This window comes from Bacillus hominis, assembly GCF_030348325.1.
Taxonomy (GTDB): Bacteria; Bacillota; Bacilli; order Bacillales; family Bacillaceae_G; genus Bacillus_A; species Bacillus_A hominis.
This window is the reverse complement of the sequence record NZ_JAUCFS010000005.1, coordinates 3577589-3602474: the sequence shown is the minus strand read 5'-3', so window position 1 is coordinate 3602474 and position 24886 is coordinate 3577589. Positions and strand designations below refer to the sequence as shown.

Annotated in this window: 29 protein-coding genes; 20 read left to right on the top strand and 9 right to left on the bottom strand. The window is 36.3% G+C overall.

Annotated elements, in window-relative coordinates:
* Positions 1 to 49 precede the first annotated feature (49 nt).
* The 6 genes from cbpB to QUF93_RS21070 all read left to right on the top strand — a co-directional run bounded on the left by cbpB (position 50) and on the right by QUF93_RS21070 (position 5430).
* Positions 50 to 493 (top strand): cyclic-di-AMP-binding protein CbpB, encoded by a 444-nt coding sequence (gene cbpB / locus QUF93_RS21095; RefSeq protein ID WP_000623574.1) that lies wholly within the window; start codon positions 50 to 52, stop codon positions 491 to 493.
* A gap of 178 nt (positions 494 to 671) precedes the next feature.
* Positions 672 to 1556 carry a transcriptional regulator CcpC gene (gene ccpC / locus QUF93_RS21090; protein WP_289360085.1) on the top strand — a complete coding sequence of 295 codons (885 nt, stop codon included), beginning with the start codon at positions 672 to 674 and terminating at the stop codon, positions 1554 to 1556.
* Positions 1557 to 1627: 71 nt separating this feature from the next.
* Positions 1628 to 2350 (top strand): 2,3,4,5-tetrahydropyridine-2,6-dicarboxylate N-acetyltransferase, encoded by a 723-nt coding sequence (gene dapD, locus QUF93_RS21085; RefSeq protein WP_002122040.1) that lies wholly within the window; start codon positions 1628 to 1630, stop codon positions 2348 to 2350.
* A 61-nt stretch (positions 2351 to 2411) separates the two neighbouring features.
* On the top strand, positions 2412 to 3542 hold the full coding sequence (locus QUF93_RS21080; RefSeq protein ID WP_289360084.1) for an N-acetyldiaminopimelate deacetylase: 1131 nt from the start codon (positions 2412 to 2414) through the stop codon (positions 3540 to 3542).
* 272 nt (positions 3543 to 3814) lie between these two features.
* On the top strand, positions 3815 to 4681 hold the full coding sequence (locus QUF93_RS21075; RefSeq protein ID WP_289360083.1) for a cytochrome C oxidase assembly protein: 867 nt from the start codon (positions 3815 to 3817) through the stop codon (positions 4679 to 4681).
* 83 nt (positions 4682 to 4764) lie between these two features.
* Positions 4765 to 5430 carry a potassium channel family protein gene (locus tag QUF93_RS21070; protein ID WP_000504032.1) on the top strand — a complete coding sequence of 222 codons (666 nt, stop codon included), beginning with the start codon at positions 4765 to 4767 and terminating at the stop codon, positions 5428 to 5430.
* 38 nt (positions 5431 to 5468) lie between these two features.
* Here the strand turns inward: QUF93_RS21070 and rnjA are convergent, their stop codons facing one another.
* On the bottom strand, positions 5469 to 7136 hold the full coding sequence (rnjA, locus tag QUF93_RS21065) for a ribonuclease J1 (RefSeq protein ID WP_289360082.1): 1668 nt from the start codon (positions 7134 to 7136) through the stop codon (positions 5469 to 5471).
* A 4-nt stretch (positions 7137 to 7140) separates the two neighbouring features.
* The gene (locus QUF93_RS21060) at positions 7141 to 7353 is read right to left on the bottom strand and encodes a DNA-directed RNA polymerase subunit epsilon (RefSeq protein ID WP_000576437.1); all 213 of its coding nucleotides are present in this window, start codon (positions 7351 to 7353) and stop codon (positions 7141 to 7143) included.
* Positions 7354 to 7901: 548 nt separating this feature from the next.
* Here QUF93_RS21060 and QUF93_RS21055 point away from each other — a divergent pair.
* Positions 7902 to 8675, top strand: a complete 774-nt coding sequence (locus tag QUF93_RS21055; RefSeq protein WP_289360081.1) for a Cof-type HAD-IIB family hydrolase — start codon at positions 7902 to 7904, stop codon at positions 8673 to 8675.
* Positions 8676 to 8827: 152 nt separating this feature from the next.
* Here QUF93_RS21055 and def read toward each other — a convergent pair whose 3' ends face one another.
* Together def and QUF93_RS21045 are read right to left on the bottom strand one after the other, a co-directional pair.
* The gene (def, locus tag QUF93_RS21050) at positions 8828 to 9382 is read right to left on the bottom strand and encodes a peptide deformylase (RefSeq protein ID WP_105584704.1); all 555 of its coding nucleotides are present in this window, start codon (positions 9380 to 9382) and stop codon (positions 8828 to 8830) included.
* 166 nt (positions 9383 to 9548) lie between these two features.
* Positions 9549 to 9698: a YjcZ family sporulation protein gene (locus QUF93_RS21045; RefSeq protein ID WP_000274565.1), complete on the bottom strand. Its 150-nt coding sequence runs from the start codon at positions 9696 to 9698 to the stop codon at positions 9549 to 9551.
* 513 nt (positions 9699 to 10211) lie between these two features.
* Between QUF93_RS21045 and pdhA the strand changes: the two genes are divergently transcribed.
* The 5 genes from pdhA (at position 10212) to QUF93_RS21020 (ending at position 15552) form a co-directional block, all read left to right on the top strand.
* Positions 10212 to 11327: a pyruvate dehydrogenase E1 component subunit alpha gene (gene pdhA / locus QUF93_RS21040; RefSeq protein WP_000536893.1), complete on the top strand. Its 1116-nt coding sequence runs from the start codon at positions 10212 to 10214 to the stop codon at positions 11325 to 11327.
* Positions 11328 to 11330: 3 nt separating this feature from the next.
* The gene (gene pdhB / locus QUF93_RS21035; RefSeq protein ID WP_000068166.1) at positions 11331 to 12308 is read left to right on the top strand and encodes a pyruvate dehydrogenase complex E1 component subunit beta; all 978 of its coding nucleotides are present in this window, start codon (positions 11331 to 11333) and stop codon (positions 12306 to 12308) included.
* A 93-nt stretch (positions 12309 to 12401) separates the two neighbouring features.
* Complete coding sequence (gene pdhC, locus QUF93_RS21030) at positions 12402 to 13694, top strand: pyruvate dehydrogenase complex dihydrolipoyllysine-residue acetyltransferase (RefSeq protein WP_002033838.1); 1293 nt, start codon at positions 12402 to 12404, stop codon at positions 13692 to 13694.
* 5 nt (positions 13695 to 13699) lie between these two features.
* Positions 13700 to 15112: a dihydrolipoyl dehydrogenase gene (lpdA, locus tag QUF93_RS21025; protein ID WP_289360080.1), complete on the top strand. Its 1413-nt coding sequence runs from the start codon at positions 13700 to 13702 to the stop codon at positions 15110 to 15112.
* Positions 15113 to 15324: 212 nt separating this feature from the next.
* Positions 15325 to 15552: a hypothetical protein gene (locus QUF93_RS21020; RefSeq protein ID WP_002122012.1), complete on the top strand. Its 228-nt coding sequence runs from the start codon at positions 15325 to 15327 to the stop codon at positions 15550 to 15552.
* A gap of 1 nt (position 15553) precedes the next feature.
* Here QUF93_RS21020 and QUF93_RS21015 read toward each other — a convergent pair whose 3' ends face one another.
* Positions 15554 to 15946 carry a DUF1885 family protein gene (locus QUF93_RS21015; protein WP_002014853.1) on the bottom strand — a complete coding sequence of 131 codons (393 nt, stop codon included), beginning with the start codon at positions 15944 to 15946 and terminating at the stop codon, positions 15554 to 15556.
* Between the two features lie 132 nt (positions 15947 to 16078).
* Here QUF93_RS21015 and QUF93_RS21010 point away from each other — a divergent pair, with 132 nt between their 5' ends.
* From QUF93_RS21010 to QUF93_RS20995, 4 genes are all read left to right on the top strand, one after another.
* Positions 16079 to 16375: a DUF3055 domain-containing protein gene (locus QUF93_RS21010; RefSeq protein WP_000462037.1), complete on the top strand. Its 297-nt coding sequence runs from the start codon at positions 16079 to 16081 to the stop codon at positions 16373 to 16375.
* A gap of 196 nt (positions 16376 to 16571) precedes the next feature.
* Positions 16572 to 16700 carry a GapA-binding peptide SR1P gene (locus QUF93_RS21005; RefSeq protein ID WP_000536778.1) on the top strand — a complete coding sequence of 43 codons (129 nt, stop codon included), beginning with the start codon at positions 16572 to 16574 and terminating at the stop codon, positions 16698 to 16700.
* A 59-nt stretch (positions 16701 to 16759) separates the two neighbouring features.
* Positions 16760 to 16888, top strand: a complete 129-nt coding sequence (locus QUF93_RS21000; RefSeq protein WP_002033839.1) for a GapA-binding peptide SR1P — start codon at positions 16760 to 16762, stop codon at positions 16886 to 16888.
* 44 nt (positions 16889 to 16932) lie between these two features.
* Complete coding sequence (locus tag QUF93_RS20995) at positions 16933 to 17061, top strand: GapA-binding peptide SR1P (RefSeq protein ID WP_289360079.1); 129 nt, start codon at positions 16933 to 16935, stop codon at positions 17059 to 17061.
* Positions 17062 to 17098: 37 nt separating this feature from the next.
* On the opposite strand, the gene QUF93_RS20990 is transcribed toward QUF93_RS20995, so the two are convergent.
* Both QUF93_RS20990 and speA read right to left on the bottom strand, forming a co-directional pair.
* Complete coding sequence (locus QUF93_RS20990; RefSeq protein ID WP_151624433.1) at positions 17099 to 17929, bottom strand: protein-glutamine gamma-glutamyltransferase; 831 nt, start codon at positions 17927 to 17929, stop codon at positions 17099 to 17101.
* Positions 17930 to 18428: 499 nt separating this feature from the next.
* Complete coding sequence (gene speA, locus QUF93_RS20985) at positions 18429 to 19901, bottom strand: arginine decarboxylase (RefSeq protein ID WP_289360078.1); 1473 nt, start codon at positions 19899 to 19901, stop codon at positions 18429 to 18431.
* A gap of 382 nt (positions 19902 to 20283) precedes the next feature.
* Between speA and QUF93_RS20980 the strand changes: the two genes are divergently transcribed.
* Positions 20284 to 20553: a UPF0223 family protein gene (locus QUF93_RS20980; RefSeq protein ID WP_002111491.1), complete on the top strand. Its 270-nt coding sequence runs from the start codon at positions 20284 to 20286 to the stop codon at positions 20551 to 20553.
* Positions 20554 to 20633: 80 nt separating this feature from the next.
* On the opposite strand, the gene QUF93_RS20975 is transcribed toward QUF93_RS20980, so the two are convergent.
* Positions 20634 to 21260: a YktB family protein gene (locus tag QUF93_RS20975; RefSeq protein ID WP_289360077.1), complete on the bottom strand. Its 627-nt coding sequence runs from the start codon at positions 21258 to 21260 to the stop codon at positions 20634 to 20636.
* 204 nt (positions 21261 to 21464) lie between these two features.
* Between QUF93_RS20975 and QUF93_RS20970 the strand changes: the two genes are divergently transcribed.
* Positions 21465 to 21653, top strand: a complete 189-nt coding sequence (locus QUF93_RS20970) for a YkzI domain-containing protein (RefSeq protein WP_002121995.1) — start codon at positions 21465 to 21467, stop codon at positions 21651 to 21653.
* A gap of 88 nt (positions 21654 to 21741) precedes the next feature.
* Positions 21742 to 22533 (top strand): inositol monophosphatase family protein, encoded by a 792-nt coding sequence (locus QUF93_RS20965; protein ID WP_289360076.1) that lies wholly within the window; start codon positions 21742 to 21744, stop codon positions 22531 to 22533.
* Positions 22534 to 22577: 44 nt separating this feature from the next.
* Here QUF93_RS20965 and QUF93_RS20960 read toward each other — a convergent pair whose 3' ends face one another.
* Positions 22578 to 22757: a DUF5325 family protein gene (locus QUF93_RS20960; protein WP_071746871.1), complete on the bottom strand. Its 180-nt coding sequence runs from the start codon at positions 22755 to 22757 to the stop codon at positions 22578 to 22580.
* Between the two features lie 140 nt (positions 22758 to 22897).
* Between QUF93_RS20960 and typA the strand changes: the two genes are divergently transcribed.
* A complete protein-coding gene (typA, locus tag QUF93_RS20955) occupies positions 22898 to 24742 on the top strand; it encodes a translational GTPase TypA (RefSeq protein ID WP_071746870.1) in 1845 nt (614 codons plus the stop codon).
* Positions 24743 to 24886 lie beyond the last annotated feature (144 nt).

The following is a 24886-nucleotide window of genomic DNA, read 5'->3' as shown; positions in this document are numbered from 1 at the left end:
ATAGAGTCGGTGAATATAAGCAGGAAAAAGGGAGAATGGGGGATGTAATATGATAAGTATTCCGAAAGATGAGTTTCAACAAATTCTTGTGAAGGATTTAATGATTTCATCAGAAAAAGTAGCACATGTCCAAATCGGGAATGGTTTAGAGCATGCTTTACTCGTTCTTGTGAAATCTGGATATTCGGCAATACCTGTTTTAGACCCAATGTATAAATTGCATGGGTTGATTAGTACTGCTATGATTTTAGACGGTATGTTAGGGTTAGAGCGCATTGAGTTTGAAAGACTTGATGATATGAAAGTAGAACAAGTGATGAAGGAAGATATTCCGGTTCTTAAGTTAGAGGATTCATTTGCAAAAGCTTTAGAAATGACAATTGATCACCCCTTTATTTGCGCTGTCAATGAGGATGGCTATTTTGAGGGTATTTTAACGCGCCGAGCTATTTTAAAATTGTTGAATAAAAAAGTAAGACAACATAATCGATAATATGAAAAAAGTGGCTTCATAGAAACGGAGAAGTCACTTTTTTTTCGTGCATATCAGTTGTGTATGTATTATATTTAAAAAGATAAAAAGCATAAGAAAAGATTGAACAAAAAATCGTGTTTTCTTTATAAAAGCATTTAATTAAATTAGGAATGAAAATCGTATTGAAATAAGGTGTATGGAAGCTAAGGAAAGAGGGAGAAAGTTGCAAATTGATGATTTTCAAATGATGGTTGTGTTAGCTCAGGAATCAAATATGAGAAAAGCGGCGGAACGTTTATTTGTTTCCCAACCTGCGCTTAGTCAACGATTACAATCTATGGAGAAACAATGGGGAATGAAGTTTTTTATTCGCTCACAAAAAGGATTGACAATTACACCTGAAGGGGAAAAAGTTGCAAATTATGCAAAAGAAATATTACAACGGGAAGAGGATATTAAAAGTGAACTGGCTCTTTTTAGAACGGAAACATATGGTACGCTAAAAATAGCTGTTGCATCAGTCATTGGTCAATATTGGCTTCCACCTGTTTTGAAAAAATTTGTGCATAAGTATCCTTCTGTGAAGATATCTCTGTTTACTGGCTGGAGTAGTGAAGTGCAAAAGCAATTTTATGAAGGAGACGTTCATGTCGCCATATTAAGAGGAACACAAGAATATAAAGGTCAGAAACAACAATTATTTGAAGATGAATTATACTTAGTTGATAAAGAAATAAAAGATATTTCGATGTTAAAAGAGACAAATAGACCATTTATTCAATTTAAAAGTGATTCGACCTACTATGGACAAATACAAAATTGGTGGTATGGATTATTTTCAAATCCACCTAAGCGAACGATTGTAGTTGACCAAATTGAAACGTGCAAACAGCTTGTTTTAAATGGAATAGGTTATGCTCTTTTACCCTCGACTGTTTTAAAAGAAGTGCAGGAAAATATGTATAAAACACCTGTTCAATTAACGAGAGAAACATGGTTATTGACGAGTGAAGCGGCAAGGCAGTTGAAGCAAGTTCAAGCATTTTTAGAAATTATAGAAGAAATTCAAATGGAAAAATAAGATTATTGTCTTGCTACTCGCTCTATCGTTTGGTAGAGTAACATTATAAATGGATTTAGGAGGCAACAAGAATGAAAATGATGGACGCTAACGAAATTATTTCGTTTATTCAAAACAGTGAAAAGAAAACTCCTGTAAAGGTATACATAAAAGGGGATTTAAAAGAAGTAACATTCCCTGAAACAGTACAAGCATTTGTAAATAAAAAATCTGGTGTATTATTCGGAGAATGGTCTGAAATTAAGACAATTCTTGATGAAAATAATAAGCACATTGCTGACTACGTAGTTGAGAATGACCGTCGTAATTCTGCAATTCCAATGCTTGATTTAAAAGGTATTAAAGCTCGTATTGAGCCAGGCGCGATTATTCGTGACCATGTAGAAATTGGTGACAACGCTGTTATCATGATGAATGCAACAATTAACATCGGTGCTGTAATTGGTGAAGGTACTATGATCGACATGAACGCAGTACTTGGTGGACGTGCAACGGTTGGTAAAAACTGTCACGTAGGTGCAGGTGCTGTACTTGCAGGTGTTATTGAGCCACCTTCTGCAAAACCAGTTATCGTTGAAGATGATGTTGTAATTGGTGCAAATGTAGTTGTTCTAGAAGGCGTTACAGTAGGTAAAGGTGCAGTTGTAGCAGCAGGAGCTGTTGTAACAGAAGATGTGCCTCCATATACGGTTGTTGCGGGAACTCCGGCACGTGTAATTAAAGAAATTGATGAGAAGACAAAGGCAAAAACTGAAATTAAACAAGAGCTTCGTCAATTAAACCCAGAGAAATAAAAAACAAAAAGCGTAAGAGCATGAATGTGCTCTTACGCTTTTTATAGATAGAGGTGCAAAAATGACAGTAAGCAAATTTGTCCAAGTTCGTAGAGATTTACATAAAATTCCGGAAATCGGATTTAAAGAGTGGAAAACACAACGGTATATTTTAGATTATATAGGAACGCTTCCTAATGAATATTTGGAAGTGAAAACATGGAAAACAGGTGTAATTGTTAAAGTGAATGGAAAAAATCCAGAAAAAATAATAGGTTATCGTGCAGATATAGACGGTCTACCAATTACAGAGGAAACTGGATATGAATTCTCTTCTGTCCATGAAGGAATGATGCATGCATGTGGACATGATTTGCATACAACAATCGGTTTAGGCCTTCTAACAGCGGCTGTAAGCGAAAGAATAGATGATGATCTTGTGTTTATATTCCAACCAGCTGAAGAAGGTCCAGGTGGTGCACTTCCTATGTTAGAAAGCGATGAGTTAAAAGAATGGAAGCCTAATATGATTCTTGGACTTCATATTGCGCCTGAATACTCTGTGGGAACAATTGCTACAAAAGAAGGTTTATTATTTGCGAATACATCAGAGTTATACATTGATTTAAAAGGAAAAGGTGGACATGCTGCATATCCGCATACAGCAAATGATATGATTGTTGCAGCGAGTCATCTCGTTACACAACTTCAATCAGTTATTAGTCGTAATGTGAATCCTCTTGACAGTGCGGTAATTACAATAGGGAAAATTACAGGTGGTACAGTTCAAAACATCATCGCAGAAAAGTCTCGTTTAGAAGGAACAATTCGAACACTATCAGTGGAATCAATGAAACGTGTTAAAAGCCGAATTGAGGCAATTGTTTCGGGAATAGAAGCTTCTTTTCAATGTGAAGCTGTTATTGACTACGGAGCGATGTATCATCAAGTGTATAACCATGAAGAGTTAACGAGGGAGTTTATGCAATTTACACGTGAACAAACGAATATGGACGTAATTACATGTACGGAGGCAATGACAGGTGAAGATTTTGGTTATATGCTTCGAGAGATACCTGGATTTATGTTTTGGCTGGGAGTAAATTCAGAATATGGTTTACATCATGCGAAATTAAAACCAGACGAAGAGGTTATTGAGAAAGCGATTGTATTTTTAAATCAATATGTGAAGTGGAAGGGAAATAGAAAGTGAACTTACTCGGCAATTGTGCAACAGTTTAGAGTGGGATCTTCTTAGTTCCGAGACGAAAACATCTTTCGTATTTGTTAGTGTTAGACATCTTCATACAAATGAGTAGAGTTAAATTTGACGTCTTAATAATGAGCAGGGGTTTTTAGCCACTGCTCATTATTAATTAGTACTAATAGGTAAGATAATTATTTAACTACCTTATACATGTTTACTTTTAGTATGAAAAGTGTGTAAAATCAATGTGATACATAGAAAAAAGGGTGGGGAATTACGTGCAAATTAGCAGTGCGATTTTATGTTTCGTCTTATATGCATATGTTATTATTGCGGCGGTTTATTTTGGGATAAGTTTTTACGCCTATCGTTTAGCGAATAATAGTGAATATGAAGAAACATACAAATGGGTGAAAAGATATTTGTCACCTGTACTAGAAATTATGAATGGATTTGTTCTTTTTTTATTTATTGGATTAATTGCTTTCTCAACGAGTTTAGTAGGGAATAAGACTACATTATTTGTACTAGGTATCATTATTTTTATGCTATTAGGAATTCGTATTGGTAATACGGTGTTTTGGAACGAAAGAAAAATAGATGGTTGGACAGGGATGTTTATTCCATGTATGTTAGCTGCGATCGTGACGAATATAGAACATGAATATTATCAATTACATTTTTGGCTTATCATTGTTTTAACAATCCTCTCTGTTTTGTATATAAGTACTGTCGTGCTAACATACATTGCAAATGAAAAAGGAGATGCAAAAGGTACGCGCTTCTTTAGAGGGCGTGCATTATTATGGAGTGTGCCGACGATGGCAGTTATAGGGATTATTGCGTTATTAGTAAATGGATATCAATTTACCAATTGGCAACTGTTTTTAGAAACTTGGTGGATCTTCATTGTTTCGCTTATAGCTTTTTTAGGCGCAACACATTATTTATTCCATCAACATCATTACATATGGGCACTGTTATTTGCATTTACGCAACTTTTATTTGCTTTTTTCGGACAAGAAACGCTATTGTTCGTTTTTGAAACATTTAGTTCATTTGGAAATATATTTGTATTTGGTATGTTAATTTTCGGTATCGCGTTTTATTTACAACAGTATTTTTATATGCAAAAACAAAAATAAGAATTATATACAGGTTTTTGTAGCGAATCTAAAGTATGTTACAATAAAAGTACATAGTACTTGATGTTATTGGAGGAATTCCTGTGGGCGAAAAAGAGAAAGAATTTGCTGTTATTGGGCTTGGCCGTTTTGGCGGAAGTATTTGCCGTGAATTAGCTCAATTAGGTATGGAAGTAATGGCAATTGATTCAGATGAGGATAAAATTAATGAGTTTGCAAATATAGCTTCGCATGCTGTAATTGCAGATTCAACAGATGAGATGGTATTAAAAAGTCTTGGTATTCGTAATTTTGATCATGTAGTCGTTGCTATTGGAGATAATTTAAATTCAAGTATTTTAACAACGTTAATTTTGAAAGAATTAGGTGTAAAAAATATTACTGTGAAAGCTCAAAATGACTATCATGAAAAAGTGTTAAGTAAAATAGGGGCAGATCACATTGTGCATCCAGAGCGTGATATGGGAAAAAGGATTGCTAATAATATCGCATCAAGTAATGTGTTAGATTACCTAGAGCTTTCAGATGAGCATAGTATTGTAGAGATTATCGCAAATAAAAAAATTGATGGACACTCTTTAATTGAATTAGATATTCGTGCGAAGTTTGGTTTGAACATTGTAGCAATTAAACGTGGGAAAGAAGTTATCGTATCTCCTCGAGCTACAGAAAACATTCAGGCGGGAGATATATTAATTGTAATTGGCCATGACGATGAAGTAGATCGTTTTAAGCATTTTTTAAGATAAGAGAAAAGGACAATGCCGAGGAGGCATTGTCCTTTTTCTTATATTTCCATAATGATTGGTAAAATCATTGGACGACGTTTCGTTTTTTCGTATAGGAATGGTGCTAATGTGTCTGTAATCTCATTTTTAATTTCAGACCATTGTGTTGTTTTGCGCTCCATTACTTTTTCTAAATGTGTTGTAATTAATGTTTGAGCATCGTTGATTAAATCGCTGCTTTCGCGCATATAAACGAAACCACGCGAGATGATATCAGGTCCTGCTGCAACTTTAAATTCTTTCATATCAATGCTTACAACTACAATAACAAGTCCTTCTTCAGAAAGAATGCGACGATCACGTAATACGATATTACCGATATCTCCAATACCATTTCCATCGATATAGACAGAGCCAGATGGGATTTTCCCAGCTACGCTTGCTTCATCAGAACGTAAAGCGAGAACATCTCCGTTATCCATAATGAAACAATTTTCTTCTGGAATACCACAATCATTAGCTATATTCATATGCATACGTTGCATACGATATTCACCATGAATTGGCATGAAATATTTCGGCTTAATAAGACGTAGCATTAACTTTTGTTCTTCTTGTCCACCGTGTCCACTCGTATGAATATTTGAGAGTTTACCATGGATTACATCAGCGCCAGCGCGGTACAACATGTTAATTGTACGACTTACACTAATTGTATTGCCTGGGATTGGTGAAGAAGAGAAAACAACTGTATCGCCAGGGATAATTTGAATTTGACGATGTGTACCATTGGCAATACGTGAAAGTGCTGCCATCGGCTCGCCTTGACTACCTGTACATAAAATAACAACTTTATTAGCTGGTAGGCGGTTTAGCTGAGATGTGTCTATGAATGTATCCTTTGGACATCGGATGTAACCAAGGTTTTTTCCGATTTCAATAGCTGCTTCCATACTTCGACCGAATACAGCTACTTTACGATTGTTTTCAACAGCAGCCTCAACAACTTGTTGTAAGCGATGGATATTCGATGCAAAGGTTGCGAATATAATACGACCTTCTACTTTGCGGAATATATCTTGAATACTATCACCAACGCGGCGCTCAGACATCGTAAAGTTTGGCACTTCACTGTTTGTACTATCAGATAAGAGACAAAGTACACCGTCTTTTCCGATTTCGGCCATTTTTGTTAAATCTGCTGGCTCGCCGACTGGTGTGAAATCAAATTTGAAATCACCTGTATGAACGACTTGTCCTTGAGGTGTTTTCACAACAACTCCGTATGAATCCGGAATACTGTGAGTTGTACGGAAGAAGGAAACAGATGTCTTTTTAAATTTAATAACATCATCTTCTTGAATTTCATAAAGTTTTGCTTTACGAAGTAATCCGTGCTCTTCTAATTTGTTTTTTATTAGGGCAATTGCTAATTTCCCGCCGTAAATTGGAATGTTTACTTGACGTAATAGATAAGGAATTCCACCGATATGATCTTCGTGACCATGTGTAATGAATAACCCTTTAATTTTATCTTCGTTTCGCACAAAATAAGTGTAATCTGGTATTACATAATCGATCCCGAGGAGTTCGTCTTCTGGAAATTTAATTCCAGCGTCAATTATAATAATTTCATCTTGAAATTGAACAGCATATGTATTTTTACCGATTTCACCAAGACCACCAAGAGCAAAAACGGCAACTTGATCATTTTTTAGGAATTTCATATGACTATACGATCTCCGCTAATATTAAATCAGCGTTTTGTTTTTCATATTCAAGATGAGCTCCAGTAACAGACTGAACGAACTCGATATTATATGCGAACTTTTGTAATTTTTTACGAACATCCTTTTGAGACGTAGCCTCTAAATATAAAACTTTTGTATTTTCACGTACTGGGACCTCAGTTAATTTTTCTTGATAAAATACTTTAAAAATCATTGGGAAAACCTCTCCTTGTCTATGTTTTGCATTATCTGTTACTTATTATAAAGCAAACAGTCACGATTTTCATGTTTTTTCGAATGAGAATGAAGAAAAAGCCCGAAATGGGCATGATTTAAGCGATTGTCTTCTTGCGGACTAAATCGTTTAAATAACGCTTGAGCTTTTTCTTCAGCTTCTTCAGCATGATTACTCCTTCCTTTCCTTATTTTAAACATGCATATTACTAATGATAACTCCGTCTCCCGTACAAGAAAGAAGATTAGAAGTGAATAGTGAATCTTGTTCCTTTTAGTATAGTGTAAGTTATCCTGTAGTAACGATTAGTAGCCGTTAGTTATAGATATAGTATGAGGAAGAATAGAAAAGAAAATTCATCCGAACAAGTATCCACATTTTTTTCCTAATATTATATGCATATTTCATAAATAAGGTCAGAAAGTGAACGCTTTCTTCACAGATGTTTAATATGTTATACTTTTTTTTGAAATTTGAAAAGTGATAATCAAAATAGGAATATAGAGTGCCAGAAAGGATTTTGACAAATGAATGATAAAATTGTCTTTTTTGATATTGATGGAACATTATTAGATCATGATAAAAAAATTCCGCAATCTACAAGAGATGCAGTACGACACTTACAAGAAAAAGGTGTACATGTAGCAATCGCTACAGGACGTGCTCCATTTATGTTTGAAGATATTCGAAAGGAACTTAATATTCATAACTATGTTAGTTTTAACGGGCAGTACGTTGTGTTTGAGGATGAGGTAATATTTAATAATCCATTACATCCGGATGCTCTACATAAGTTTACTCAGTTTGCAAAACAAGAAGGGTATCCACTTGTATATCTTGACCATCAAGAAATGAGAGCGACAGTGGAATATCATGATTATGTAAAAGAAGGTTTTGGAAGCTTACAGTTCGAGCATCCGGCATATGAACCTGATTTTTATGAGAAACGTGATATTTATCAAACGCTTCTTTTCTGTGAAGTAAATGAAGAGGAAAAATTTATTAATCAGTACCCAGATTTTCATTTTATTCGTTGGCATGCGTATTCAATGGATATTATTCCTAATGGTGGTTCTAAGGCAAAAGGGATTGAGAAGTTTATTGAGAAAATAGGATTTAACCGTGAACAAGTGTATGCATTTGGAGATGGATTAAACGATTTAGAAATGATTGAAGCAGTTGGAACAGGCATTGTGATGGGGAATGGTCATGAGGATTTGAAAAAACTTGCTAATTATGTGACAAAAGATGTTAATGAAGACGGTATTTATCACGGATTAAAGTGGGCTGGCTTGTTATAAGTAAGTGTGGAACCCATTTCATATAATAAAAAGGCGGAAGGTTAACTTCCGCCTTTTTATCCCGCATTAACTGCCCGTAAAAGCCCGATTGGTGAGGGCTAATAATCAGAGGGGTGGACAAAATCCCCTCTGATTAAAGTTTCACTTTATTATTATCGCTCTAGAGGTTTTGAATCATCGGGAGCCACAAATGGATTGTCTTTATTAATATGGTCATAGAACATAACACCGTTTAAATGGTCGATTTCATGTTGGAATACAATTGCTGGTAAACCTTTTAATCGCAGTTTTACGTCTTCACCGTTAATAGTTGTTGCCTTTACTGTAATTCTTGTGTAACGAGGGACATAACCAGGTACTTCACGGTCTACAGATAGACAGCCTTCACCATTTTGTAAATATGTACGTTCAACAGAATGACTAATGATTTTTGGGTTAAATAATGCGTAGCTATATAACGTACCGTTCGTATCAGTTACATGAACCGCAATCATTTTCTTTGAAATACCGATTTGCGGAGCCGCTAATCCGATTCCGGGGCGTAAATTATATTTTTCAGCCATTTCAGGATCCTGGCTATTTATTACAAATTCAATCATTTCTTTAAGGGTATTTGTATCTTCCTCGCTAGCAGGTAAGGAGACCTCTTCTGCGACGTCGCGCAAAATAGGATTTCCTTCACGAATTACCTCATTCATTGTAAGCATATGTAATCTCTCCTTTTTTCTTTAGTCTACCAAAGGAGATAAAAAAAGTCATCGGCAAGTAAGGAAGGCTACTTGGAAACAAATCTTCTATAGATAAGTTATGTAATAAAAAGAAAAGACGGCAAAGCCGTCTGTTTCTTTCCATAGTTGTTTCATTTTACATTAATTAGCGAATGCAAGCAGCACCAACGATAATTAAAAGAATAAACAACACAACGATTAAGGCGAAGCCGCGTCCAGATCCGCCACAAGAACCGCCATAACCGTAGGAAGGATATGAACAAGTTGTTGGATAGCAATATGAGTATCCGTACATGAGATGACCTCCTTTATCATTTCCCGCTAATACTGCGGTTACTATAATGTATGGAGGAATGATCAGAAATGTATAGGTATTTACCTATAAAAGGAAGAAGTGTTTGTATAATTTTATTGAGAAGAGAGAAAAACTAAAGAGAATTAAATCGTTTACATATTATTCTAAGAGAAAAAGCAAGTTAAAAAGGGAATAATATAACAGTAGGTTATTGCTTACTAATACAGATGTGAAAAATAAAAACACGTTTGTGTAGAGGAAACCTGCATATTATTTATAAAAAAACGTATTCAAAGTAATTGACATCGTAATTAGAATAGTTGTAAACTAAAAAACGTGATCAAGATTGTATTAATATGTTTTTGAAAAAACATTAGTACAGATTGTTAGGTACACAAAATTATTCTCAACCGACAGACAAATTTGTTGGTTTACATTGTTGCGCTTTCAGTCTAGCTAGTAGATAGTGAAAGCGTTTCAGAATATGGTTCAAGAGAGGAAGAGGTGAACGGAATGGGTACTAAAACAAAAAAGACCCTATTTAATGTTGATGAGCAAATGAAAGCTATCGCAGCTCAATTTGAAACATTACAAATTTTAAATGAAAAAGGCGAAGTTGTGAATGAAGCAGCTATGCCTGAATTATCTGATGATCAATTAAAAGAGTTAATGCGCCGTATGGTGTATACTCGCGTACTAGATCAACGTTCTATTTCTTTAAACCGTCAAGGACGTTTAGGTTTCTACGCACCAACAGCTGGACAAGAGGCTTCTCAGTTAGCAAGTCATTTCGCACTTGAAGCAGAAGATTTCATCTTACCAGGATATCGTGATGTGCCACAATTAGTATGGCACGGCTTACCATTATATCAAGCATTCTTATTCTCTCGTGGACATTTCATGGGTAACCAAATGCCTGAGAATGTAAATGCACTTGCTCCACAAATCATTATCGGTGCGCAAATCATCCAAACTGCTGGTGTTGCGTTAGGTATGAAACTACGTGGTAAAAAATCTGTTGCAATTACTTACACTGGTGACGGTGGTGCTTCACAAGGTGACTTCTACGAAGGTATGAACTTTGCGGGTGCATTCAAAGCTCCAGCAATCTTCGTTGTACAAAACAACCGTTATGCAATCTCTACTCCAGTAGAAAAGCAATCTGCAGCTAAAACTGTAGCTCAAAAAGCAGTAGCAGCAGGTATTTACGGAATTCAAGTAGACGGTATGGATCCATTAGCTGTATACGCAGCAACTGCTTTCGCTCGTGAGCGCGCAGTAAACGGCGAAGGCCCTACTTTAATCGAGACTTTAACATTCCGTTACGGTCCACATACAATGGCTGGTGATGACCCAACTCGTTACCGTACAAAAGATATCGAAAACGAATGGGAACAAAAAGATCCAATCGTACGTTTCCGTGCTTTCTTAGAAAACAAAGGCCTATGGTCTCAAGAAGTTGAAGAGAAAGTAATCGAAGAAGCAAAAGAAGATATCAAACAAGCAATTGCTAAGGCTGACCAAGCTCCAAAACAAAAAGTTACTGATTTAATGGAAATCATGTACGAAAAAATGCCTTACAACTTAGCTGAACAATATGAAATTTACAAAGAAAAGGAGTCGAAGTAAGCCATGGCTCAAATGACAATGATTCAAGCAATCACTGATGCTTTACGCGTTGAAATGAAAAATGATCCTAACGTACTTGTGTTTGGTGAAGACGTTGGTGTAAACGGCGGTGTATTCCGTGCTACTGAAGGTTTACAAGCTGAATTCGGTGAAGATCGTGTAATGGATACTCCACTTGCAGAGTCTGGTATTGGTGGACTTGCAGTTGGACTTGCACTTGAAGGTTTCCGTCCAGTTCCAGAAATCCAATTCTTCGGTTTCGTTTATGAAGTAATGGATTCAATTTCTGGTCAATTAGCTCGTATGCGTTACCGTTCAGGTGGACGTTGGACTGCTCCAGTAACAGTTCGTTCTCCATTCGGTGGCGGTGTTCATACTCCTGAACTACATGCTGATAGCTTAGAAGGATTAGTGGCTCAACAACCTGGTCTAAAAGTTGTTATTCCATCTACTCCATACGATGCAAAAGGTCTTTTAATCTCTGCGATTCGTGACAACGATCCAGTTATCTACTTAGAGCATATGAAATTGTACCGTTCATTCCGTCAAGATGTACCAGAAGGCGAATACACAATTGATTTAGGTAAAGCTGATATCAAACGTGAAGGTACAGATGTATCTGTTATCGCTTACGGTGCTATGGTTCACGCTGCATTAAAAGCTGCTGAAGAACTTGAAAAAGAAGGTATCTCTTTAGAGGTTGTTGACTTACGTACAGTTCAACCATTAGATATCGAAACAATCATCGCTTCTGTTGAAAAAACAGGCCGCGTAGTTGTAGTTCAAGAAGCTCAAAAACAAGCTGGTATTGCAGCTAACGTTGTAGCGGAAATTAACGACCGTGCAATCTTAAACTTAGAAGCTCCAGTTGTACGTGTTGCAGCTGCTGATACAGTATTCCCATTCTCTCAAGCTGAGAGCGTATGGTTACCAAACCACAAAGATATTGTTGAAGCTGTTAACAAAGTAATGAACTTCTAATTTTTTACTTACTCATGTGCAAAAGAAATCAGCGCATGCTGATTTCTTTTGCCATATTCCATAATAATGAAATGAATCAGGGGGCTGAATTCCGTGGCATTTGAATTTAAACTACCAGATATCGGTGAAGGTATCCACGAAGGTGAAATCGTAAAATGGTTTATTAAACCAGGCGATGAAGTAAATGAAGACGATGTACTTCTTGAAGTACAAAATGATAAAGCAGTAGTAGAAATCCCTTCTCCTGTTAAAGGTAAAGTACTTGAAGTACTTGTAGAAGAAGGAACAGTTGCAATTGTAGGAGATACATTAATTAAATTTGATGCTCCTGGATACGAAAACCTTAAATTTAAAGGTGACGATCATGATGAAGCTCCAAAAGCTGAAGAAGCAGCAGTAGAAGCTCCAGCAGCGGAAACTACTCCAGCAGCAACTGCAGAAGTAGTAAATGAGCGTGTAATCGCTATGCCATCTGTTCGTAAATACGCTCGTGAAAAAGGTGTAGATATTCATAAAGTAGCTGGTTCTGGTAAGAACGGCCGTGTTGTGAAAACTGACATCGATGCATTTGCAAATGGTGGACAAACTGTAGCAGCAACTGAGGCTCCAGCAGCAGTAGAAGCTACTCCAGCAGCAGCAGCGAAAGAAGAAGCACCAAAAGCACAACCAATCCCAGCTGGTGAATATCCAGAAACTCGTGAGAAAATGAGTGGTATCCGTAAAGCGATTGCGAAAGCAATGGTTAACTCTAAGCATACAGCTCCTCACGTAACATTAATGGACGAAGTAGATGTAACAGAACTTGTTGCTCACCGTAAGAAGTTCAAAGCTGTTGCAGCTGACAAAGGTATTAAATTAACTTACCTTCCATACGTTGTAAAAGCTTTAACATCTGCATTACGTGAATTCCCAATGTTGAATACTGCTTTAGACGATGCTTCTCAAGAAATCGTTCATAAACATTACTTCAACATCGGTATCGCAGCTGATACAGACAAAGGTCTATTAGTACCAGTTGTTAAAGATACAGATCGTAAATCTATCTTTACTATCTCTAACGAGATCAATGAACTTGCTGGTAAAGCACGTGACGGTCGTTTAGCTCCAACTGAAATGAAAGGTGCTTCTTGCACAATTACAAACATTGGTTCTGCAGGTGGACAATGGTTCACTCCAGTTATCAATCACCCAGAAGTAGCAATCCTTGGTATCGGCCGTATCGCTGAGAAACCAGTTGTGAAAAACGGTGAAATCGTTGCAGCTCCAGTATTAGCATTATCTCTAAGCTTTGACCATCGTTTAATTGACGGCGCAACTGCTCAAAAAGCATTAAACCAAATTAAACGTCTATTGAATGACCCACAATTATTAGTAATGGAGGCGTAATAACAATGGTAGTAGGAGATTTCCCAATTGAATTAGATACAGTCGTTGTTGGTGCAGGTCCTGGTGGATACGTTGCGGCAATTCGTGCAGCACAATTAGGTCAAAAGGTAGCGATTATTGAAAAAGCTAACCTTGGTGGCGTATGCTTAAACGTTGGATGTATTCCTTCAAAAGCGTTAATCAATGCAGGTCATCGTTATGAGAATGCAATGCATTCTGATGACATGGGTATTACTGCAGAGAACGTAAAAGTTGACTTTACAAAAGTTCAAGAATGGAAAAACGGCGTAGTTAAGAAATTAACTGGCGGTGTTGAAGGCCTTCTTAAAGGTAACAAAGTTGAAATCATTCGCGGTGAAGCTTACTTCGTAGATGCTAACACATTACGCGTAATGACTGAAGATGCAGCACAAACTTATACGTTTAAAAATGCTGTTCTTGCAACTGGTTCTACACCAATCGAAATTCCTGGATTCAAATACTCTAAACGTGTTATCAACTCTACAGGTGCATTAAGCTTACCTGAAATTCCTAAAAAACTTGTTGTAATCGGCGGCGGTTACATCGGTATGGAATTAGGAACTGCATATGCTAACTTCGGTACAGAAGTTACTGTAGTAGAAGCTGGCGACGAAATCTTAGCTGGTTTCGAAAAAGCTATGAGCTCTGTTGTTAAACGTGCTCTACAGAAAAAAGGTAACGTAAATATCCATACAAAAGCTATGGCTAAAGGCGTTGAAGAAACAGAAACTGGCGTAAAAGTTAGCTTTGAAGTTAAAGGTGAAATCCAAACTGTAGAAGCAGATTACGTATTAGTAACTGTAGGTCGTCGTCCAAACACTCAAGAAATCGGTCTTGAGCAAGTTGGAGTTAAAATGACTGACCGCGGTATCATCGAAATCGATGAGCAATGCCGTACAAATATTTCAAACATCTATGCAATCGGTGATATCGTTCCTGGACCACCATTAGCTCACAAAGCTTCTTACGAAGGTAAAGTAGCTGTTGAAGCAATTAGTGGCCATGCATCAGCAATCGATTACATCGGAATTCCAGCAGTATGTTTCACTGATCCAGAATTAGCATCTGTTGGTTACACTAAGAAACAAGCAGAAGAAGCAGGAATGACTGTAGCTGTATCTAAGTTCCCATTCGCTGCAAACGGTCGTGCGTTATCATTAAACAGCACTGACGGTTTCCTACAACTTGTAACACGTAAAGAAGATGGTCTTCTTGTAGGTGCTCAAGTTGCAGGCGCAGGCGCTTCTGATATTATTTCTGAGATTGGTTTAGCTATCGAAGCTGGTATGACAGCAGAAGATATCGCTCAAACAATCCACGCTCACCCAACATTAGGTGAGATCACAATGGAAGCAGCTGAAGTTGCTCTTGGAATGCCAATTCACATTGTAAAATAATTTAAGTAATGTAAATAACCCATCTCTTGTTTAAAGAGATGGGTTATTTTTATTTTCATAAAATGACTTGCAAGGTCTTTATATGTACTTGTCGAATGAATATATAATACTTTAAATGAACCGTTAGAATATATGCCGTTGTATAATATGTAATTGATTCAAACTTAATCCCATATATTAATAAAATAGAGCATGTCAAAGGAGAAGGTTCCATGAAAATATTACATGTTATATTTTATCATTTTTTATTATGGAGTGGTTTTTCCATTGTATTAACATTATCGAATGGTGATAAGTTGCATTATAAAGTAATTCTCTTTTTCGTATTTCTTTATTTAGCATATGTGATTGCATGTTTTCTATTACACGTAAGGAAGCAGGCTTTATTACTTACGTGTTCGAATTGTATACTCTTTTTAATTCTATTCTCTATTTTTTAAATTAACGTTTATAGAAATACATTGTTCTTCCATTAAATAGTTGTAACTCTCCTTCTAATTTCTTCGCTAGAAAACGGCTAAATTCATTTGCTTTTCCTTTATCACCAAATGTTGCTGTAGTAGGTAAAGAAACCTGAATGAAAGATTGTTCCTTCTCTATTCCAATCCCCACATAAATAGAATCATATCGATCGTGACTCGATTGGAGCTTTAGTGTTGTTGCTGATGTATCTAATATTTCATAAGGAAAAGCTGTATTTGTATAAGCATAATTAATTTGATCACCAGTCTTGGAAGTAACGGTTTTATAGTTATGAAAAAGGTGTTTTACATCCTCTATTGAAACAGATTGTTGATTAGATTTAGGTACAAGTGTGATAAAGGCGTGTTGCATACAAGTTCCTCCTAGCTTAGTAGAATAATATCATTCTACATCCTACTGAATTTTTTGACAATTAAAAGGAGTATTACTTTTTTTGTTTAATATATTATGAGTAGGAAGTGTTATTTGGAAAGGTGGAAACTGATGTTTGAAAAATTGTATGATGAGCATGAAAGTGTGAAAGTACGATTTTTAGGATTTATGACGCATGATACACGTTATGATTTTGGAGTTATTTATACAAATATGTTTTTTGGAAAGCCGCTTATTGTTTGTATGCAAACAGGAAGATCTACTTTGCTTGGGCGAGATGATGTAGAAAATGTTCCATATATACAAGAAACTTTTAAGTTAGGATCGGAAGAGGAGGCGGAAGAATTAGCTCAGTTTTTTAAATTTCTTGTTCCGTCTACTTCTTTGCATGCGGAGTATGAAGAATAATTAACAAGAAACAGTCGTACGTATGAGATATGGCTGTTTTTTTGTGTTAATATCGCATACTAATTTAATTTTAAAATATTTAATGTGTTATACTAAAAACCTATTGACGTAAAAAGTATAACATATTAAAATAAAGACAGAAAGTTAAGCGGTTACAAAAAGTTTTTGGGATTATAAACTTAGGGGGAAATGAAAAATGGGAACAATCGTATGTCAAGATTGTGAAGGTACAATTGCACACTTCGAGGATGAGAAAGTAACGGTACTTTACGGGAAATGTGGATCTTGCGGATGTGATCACACAGAACATACAAAAGCCCAATAATTGATAGAAAATGGACAGCTAAAAGTTTTTAGGACCATAAACTTAGGGGGAAATGAAAAATGGGAACAATCGTATGCCAAGTTTGTGAAGGAACAATCGGACATTTTGAGGATGAGAAAACGACAGTACTTTACGGGAAATGTGGTTCAAATTGTGACTGTGCTAGTAGAGACAATGCGAAAGCTTAATCATATATAAGTAGATTATTCTTAAAACTCAGGGGGAAATGAAAATGGGAACAATCGTATGCCAAGTTTGTGAAGGAACAATCGGACATTTTGAAGATGAAAAATCAACAGTACTTTATGGGAAATGTGGATCTCATTGCGAATGTGAGCATAAAGAACATACAAAAGCTTAATAATTAAGAAAAAACGCCTACACATGTAGGCGTTTTTTTAATAGATTGTAGTTGTATGTCCGACTGTCGCAACGATTGCATCATCTCTAATTGGAATAAACCCTATGGCTGTTTGTGGTGTGTTTGGAGAAGCGTAGTGACTCATTAGACGGCTATCAATACGAGTAATCGTATCAGTCAAAAAAGCTGAAATAAAAGCGTAAGGGACTCTTCGTTCATTTAATGAGTAGATAATTTCTTCTTTTGTTTTTACACCTACGCCATGTCCGTAAAAAAAGAAGTTTCCTAGATAGATTGTGTTTTCTCCTTGCCACTCGATCGTAGCTGGATTCACTTGTGGATTTTTAAAATAAACGAGATCGCCTGGAACAAGATCGCCCCCTGTTTTTGTTATGAGCTTTAAATCTTGATCGTAGTCCCATGTATAAAGTAAAAGGTTAGCAAATAGGCGGTTGAAAGTTTCTTCCTCATATAATGATAGTAAAGCTTTGTAAAAAATAATTATCATAGCGGTTGCGCATTCAGTTCCATATAGTTTACCGTTTTTGAAAATATCTTGGATGGCAATAGAAGGTGGAATGTTTGGGAGGAGCTGGAACCCTCCTAGTGATGTTCTTTTCCAAAACTGGGGGTTGCAAAAAGATTGTTGGAACGTACGAAATTGAAATCCACTTTGAAAAAGTTCTAATGCAGAGATAATAATATTAACGCGCAAATTTAAATCAAAGCTGAGTTCATCAGCTGTTCGGAAGGAATAAACTTCTTGATTTCCCGCCATTATGGATAAAATTTGTTGTTTCTCAGCTGCAAATGGCTCATATTCATTTGTGATATAAGGGTGTACAATAGAACGGCCTATTACAATCATAATGGTATCCCCACCTATATGTTACAGATTTCGCGATACGTGAAAGCCCCTATTGGACTTTAGTCCGCCTTTAGGCATAGGATGAAAGTATCGCTTTTTTATAGAAAAACATTTATATTTTGGTATACGTTAACTATAGACAAGTACAAGTCTTTAAAACGCCAATGTGTTCCTTGAAAAAAAGATATCATATGGAGTTCGATAGCCGAATGTACGCTATCGGTAAAGTGATATGTGTCGTCAAGAACAAGACGCTAAAACAGCTGAACACGAATCTGTACGGTATGGTATAGTAGCGTAGCTCACGAACCTATACGGTCTGTTGTGAGAGTGGTGATGGCCACACCACAATCTTGCACGTCAGCGATACCAGAAATGGATTTCGCCTTTGATAGCAAGAATCCCACTGACGTTAGTCAGCTGGCCCCATTAAGGGTGGGAATGTCAAATTCTTTAGTATCGTATGAAAAAAAGAGAAAAAAGGTGAAAAAAAAGCCTATCAACTGATAGGCTTGTACTCTTTAATGACACGTAATGTTTGTAATGTCATATCTTCGGGACCTTGTACAGGTAACCCAGCTTCTAAATTTTTACGAATATAATCTAAGTTATCTTGTGTAATAATTTCCCCCGGAGTAAAGATTGGAATCCCTGGCGGATAAACCATAACAAAATCAGCTATAATACGACCCGCTGCATTTTCAAATGGAATGACTTCTGTTTCCGAATAAAAAGCATCTCGAGGAGAAAGTGCTAGTACCGGTATTTCTGGAATTTCTACTTGTACTTGAACACCTTTATCTGCCCTATTTCTAAATGCTGCTGCTAAATCTTGTAATGCTACAATAAGTGTATTTGTATCACTTTCTGTATCTCCTAAAGTGATAAGACATAGTATGTTGTATAAATCGGAGAGTTCTACTTCAATGTTATAGTGCTCTCTAAGCCATACTTCAGCCTGATGGCCGGTAATACCTAAATCTTTCACAGATACAATTATCTTTGTAGGATCATAGTTAAAAGTAGCGTCTGTACCTAACATTTCTTTTCCAGGACAGTAAAGATGCTCAATAGCATTTATAGCATCACGAACATGTTCAGCTAATTGTATTGTTTGTTCAATGAGCACTGTTCCTTCTGTAGCAAGGCGTTTTCTAGCGACATCAAGAGATGCTAATAAGATGTAAGAAGTTGATGTAGTCGTAAGCATGCTAATAATAGATTGAACATGTTTTACGTTCACAAGGCCTTCTTTCACATTAAGAATAGAACTTTGAGTTAAAGATCCTCCTAATTTGTGTACACTTGTTGCTGCCATATCTGCACCAGCTTGCATCGCTGACATCGGCAATTCATCGTGAAAATGAATATGAACACCATGAGCCTCATCGACTAGTACAGGGATATCGTAAGAATGTGCTAATTGTACAATCTGTTCTAAGTCTGCAGCAAACCCAAAATATGTTGGATTTATAACAAGTAAGCCCTTCGCATCTGGGTGCTCTTCAAGTGCCTTTTTGACAGATTGAATTGTGATTCCATGAGAAATACCGAGTTTTGGATCGATTTCAGGATGCATGAATATAGGTTTCGCACCTGAAAAAATAATAGCTGACATTACTGATTTATGCACGTTTCGTGGTACTAGGATTTTGTCACCAGGACCGCAAACGCTCATCACCATTGTCATAATAGCGCCACTTGTACCTTGAACAGAAAAGAAAGTATGATCTGCACCAAATGCAGCAGCGGCTAAATCCTGTGCTTCTTTAATCATACCCTTTGGATGATGTAAATCATCGAGCGGCGCAATATTAATTAAATCAATTGCTAATGCGTTATGCCCAATAAATTCGCGAAATATAGGATCCATGCCCTGTCCTTTTTTATGACCAGGAATATGGAATTGAACTGGATTTCGCTTACTGTGCTCAACTAAAGCGGTAAACAATGGTGTTTCGTATTGGGACAATCTATACACCCCTTCTTCTTCATAATATTTATTAGAGTTTGTTTTATATGATTTCATCTCATTCTAAAGGAAATTAAGATGGTAAACTTTTAGAACTTGACTTGTTTTTCTGCCATTCGCAAAAGCCTTTTTGGGGATGGTAGTCTCACTTTATTCTCTATAAAACAAAAGCATTATATCACCAATAATTATAGATGTATAGAAAAATCTCATTTTCAAGGTGAGTATGTTTAATAGTTATATTTTAAATACCGCAAAGAGGAAGACAATTCCATTGAAATGGATAAATGGTGTATAATGCAGAGTGGCTATAGTGAAGAATAAAAGATTCTCTTAAAGGTAGCATAATGGAAAAAGAAAGAATACTGAATGAGGTGCAAAAATGGAGTATCAATATCCACTTGATTACGATTGGTCAAATGAAGAAATGGTAGCAGTTGTAAAGTTTTATGAAGCGATTGAAAAGGTATATGAAAAAGGAGTTTTGAGAGAAGATTTGATGGAATTATATCGTCGTTTTAAAGAGATTGTGCCATCGAAGGCAGCGGAGAAAAAAATTGATAAAGAATTTCAAGAAGTAAGTGGATATTCTATATATCGTACGATTCAAAAAGCAAAGGAAGTAGCAGAAAAAAAGATTGTTAAAATGTAAAAATATTTTGAAAAATAAAATACAAAGTGCTATAATGTGATAACAACTAAAAACGGACAATATAAATTGTCCGTTTTCTACTATCGATTACAGAGTGCATATAAAGGAAGGAGTGATTGCATCGTAGATTCAATCTTAGCAAGGAATTGTTCGTTGGTCATTGCTGAAAACTCCTCTGGTGATATATGAATACCGACTAATAATTCTGCTTTTTTCACAGTAGCTAAACGTTCAATCATCTTTTGTAAGTCTTCCGTTTCAAGCGTTTTATGCAATTTTACACCTGGTTTAGTATGGTCAATGGACCAAACGAAGTCATTTGGAATATTTGTTTTTAAATCATTTAAATGTTCTAAGAAGGCGTGAGCCGTCTCCACTTTTTGTGGACACTCATAGATTAAACCAAAGTATATGAAGGCATGAGTACCCCATAAACCAATTTGGAAGTGTGGTAACATTTTATATCCACGTTTATTTGTTGAAAAAGCAACCCAAGTATCGTTTGGTGGATTGACTTTGCGGCGTGCATGTTTTGCTACATGGTAGAAAAAGTTTTCATCGGTTTGCTTGGATAAATATTCTGCAAACTGTTCCCCTAAAGCTTCTAGCTTAGGATGAATATTCGTTTTAATTGCGCTCATTCGTTCTTCAAGACCATCAACAGTAAAGACTTCAAAATCAGTTGATGTGAATGTTTGTAGTGTCATGATTGTTCCTCCAACTCCTATTTTGTTTTAATTTTAGCATAGCTTGTACTATTCATAAAAAAACAGCACAAAAAAATTTAAATAAAAAAATATAATTTTGTTGCATAGATGATTTATCCAACATAGTATAGTATAAAACAAAAAATCAGAAAATTGAATTAATTCCAGTCCGAGGGCAGACGAATATTGGGAGGAGGCAAAAAAATGAGACAGGTGATTAATGCGTTAAAGAGAACAGATGCTGAAAAGAGAATTCCGGTGCTACGTTTGGAGTTAGATTATGAATTAGCAACTTTATATGATGCGATGATGGATAACGACAAACAGAAAAAAGAAGAGTGCGTACAAAAATTAGAAGTGTTAAGACTTGAAATGATCCGTTTAGAAGCGTAATAATAGTATATGTATAAATAATTAGTTGGTGCGAACCTTATAAAGGGTTCGTTTTTTCTGTGAACAGTATAGATCGGAGTGTTTAAACATGCAAGAAGTATGGAACGACATCGATACACACGCGAAACAGTGGATTCGAGAAGCGGGAGAACATTTAATGGCGTCACTGAAAAAAACACTTGTTATAGAAACAAAGTCAAATGCAGCTGATCTAGTAACAAACATGGACCGAGAAACGGAGCAGTTTTTAATTGGGAAAATTAAAGAAACATTCCCGGCTCATAATATTTTAGGAGAAGAAGGCTACGGAGATGAGATTACCTCTTCTAATGGGGTTGTTTGGTTAATTGATCCAATTGACGGCACGATGAACTTTGTTCACCAAAAAAGAAATTTCGCAATCTCAATTGGAATTTATGAGAACGGTATCGGAAAGATTGGCCTTATTTATGATCCAGTTCATGATGAATTATATCATGCGATAAAGGGAGAAGGGGCCTTTTGTAATGATTTACCTATTCCCATGCTAGAAGAAGGAACAATAGGACAGGGAATTATAGCTCTAAATGCGATATGGCTTACTGATAATCCATTGCTTAATATGGAAAAAATGATGATGCTCGTTAAGAAGGCGAGGGGTACGAGGTCATATGGTTGTGCAGCGTTAGAAATGGTATATGTTGCAACGGGAAGATTAGATGCATATGTAACACCGCGTTTATCGCCATGGGACTTTGGCGGGGGACAGATTATTGTAGAAGAAGTTGGCGGGAGAGTAACAACCTTCTCTGGAACTCCTCTTTCTATCATAGAGAAGAGCAGTGTGTTAGTTGCAAAACCAGGAGTATATGAAGAGTTATTACCATTTGTATCGCAGTAACAAAAAAGTAAGAGGCTATAAAAGAAGCTTCTTACTTTTTAACGTTATTGCGATTTACGCATTTTTCTTTTTGTTACAAAACCGTATCCAACTGTAACAAATGTGCCGATAATGCAAATGATAACACCGATGGGACTATTTTCAGCAATCATAATACCGATACCAATTAAGAAAATAACACCGATAATTGCAGTTAATAAAAAGCGATATTGAATGTGTTCCATTTCTTCACCCTCCAATCTCATTTTACTTTCACAAAAGTAAGAATACAACTATATTTTCATTCTTGATTTTATTTTGATTGCCATAGTATCCCCTTCGCTCTTATAATAGAGAAGGATTAAAAAGACATTAGGAGTTGGACATGTTGAAAAAACGACAAGATTTACGAAATATAGCAATTATTGCCCACGTTGACCATGGTAAAACAACACTTGTTGACCAGTTATTACGTCAAGCGGGGACTTTCCGTGCAAACGAACACGTTGAAGAACGTGCAATGGATTCGAATGATCTAGAAAGAGAACGCGGTATTACAATTTTAGCAAAAAATACGGCGATTCACTATGAAGATAAACGAATTAACATTTTAGATACACCTGGTCACGCTGACTTCGGTGGAGAAGTAGAACGTATCATGAAAATGGTTGATGGTGTTCTACTTGTTGTTGATGCATATGAAGGTTGTATGCCACAAACACGATTTGTTTTAAAGAAAGCTCTTGAGCAAAACTTAACGCCAATCGTTGTTGTAAACAAAATTGACCGTGACTTCGCTCGCCCTGATGAAGTAGTTGATGAAGTAGTTGACTTATTCATCGAACTTGGTGCAAACGAAGATCAATTAGAGTTCCCGGTTGTATTTGCATCAGCAATGAACGGAACAGCAAGCTTAGATTCAAATCCAGCAAATCAAGAAGAGAATATGAAATCATTGTTTGACACAATCATTGAACATATTCCAGCACCAGTTGATAACAGCGAAGAGCCACTTCAATTCCAAGTAGCGCTTCTTGATTACAATGACTATGTTGGTCGTATCGGGGTTGGACGTATATTCCGTGGTACAATGAAAGTAGGACAACAAGTTGCATTAATGAAGGTTGACGGAAGTGTAAAACAATTCCGTGTAACTAAATTATTTGGTTATATTGGATTAAAACGTCAAGAAATTGAAGAAGCAAAAGCTGGAGATTTAGTAGCTGTTTCAGGTATGGAAGACATTAACGTAGGTGAAACGGTATGTCCGGTTGAGCATGAAGAGGCTTTACCATTATTACGTATCGATGAGCCAACATTACAAATGACATTCCTTGTAAATAACAGCCCATTTGCAGGTCGTGAAGGTAAATTCATTACATCTCGTAAAATTGAAGAGCGTCTTCGTTCACAATTAGAAACAGATGTAAGTTTACGTGTAGATAATACAGATTCTCCTGATGCATGGATCGTATCTGGACGCGGAGAATTACATTTATCTATCTTAATTGAAAACATGCGTCGTGAAGGTTATGAACTACAAGTATCTAAGCCTGAAGTAATTATTAAAGAAGTTGATGGCGTAAGATGTGAGCCTGTAGAGCGCGTGCAAATCGATGTGCCTGAAGAATACACTGGTTCTATTATGGAATCAATGGGTGCACGTAAAGGTGAAATGTTAGATATGGTGAATAACGGAAACGGTCAAGTTCGCCTTACTTTCATGGTTCCAGCGCGTGGTTTAATTGGTTACACAACAGAATTCTTAACATTAACTCGTGGTTACGGTATTTTAAACCATACATTCGATTGCTACCAACCAGTACATGCTGGACAAGTTGGTGGACGTCGCCAAGGTGTTCTAGTTTCACTTGAAACAGGAAAAGCATCACAATACGGTATTATGCAAGTTGAAGATCGCGGTGTAATCTTCGTTGAACCAGGTACAGAAGTATATGCTGGTATGATTGTCGGAGAACATACACGTGAAAATGATTTAACAGTTAACGTTGTAAAAATGAAACAACAAACTAACATTCGTTCTGCGACGAAAGATCAAACTTCAACAATGAAAAAACCACGCTTAATGACTTTAGAAGAGTCATTAGAGTACTTAAACGAAGACGAGTACTGTGAAGTAACTCCAGAATCAATTCGTCTACGTAAAAAGATTCTTGATAAGAGCGAGCGCGAAAGAGCTGCTAAGAAAAAGAAATCTGTAGAAGCGTAAAATATTAAAACAGCTACCTTTTATAAGGGAGCTGTTTTTTTTATTTTTGTTTATTTTTTAGAATATTTACTCTTTTTTGTGGACAGTATTTTTTTTGCGAGTTACTCTTGTATTAAGTACATAAAGAGAATTTGTTTTATGAGA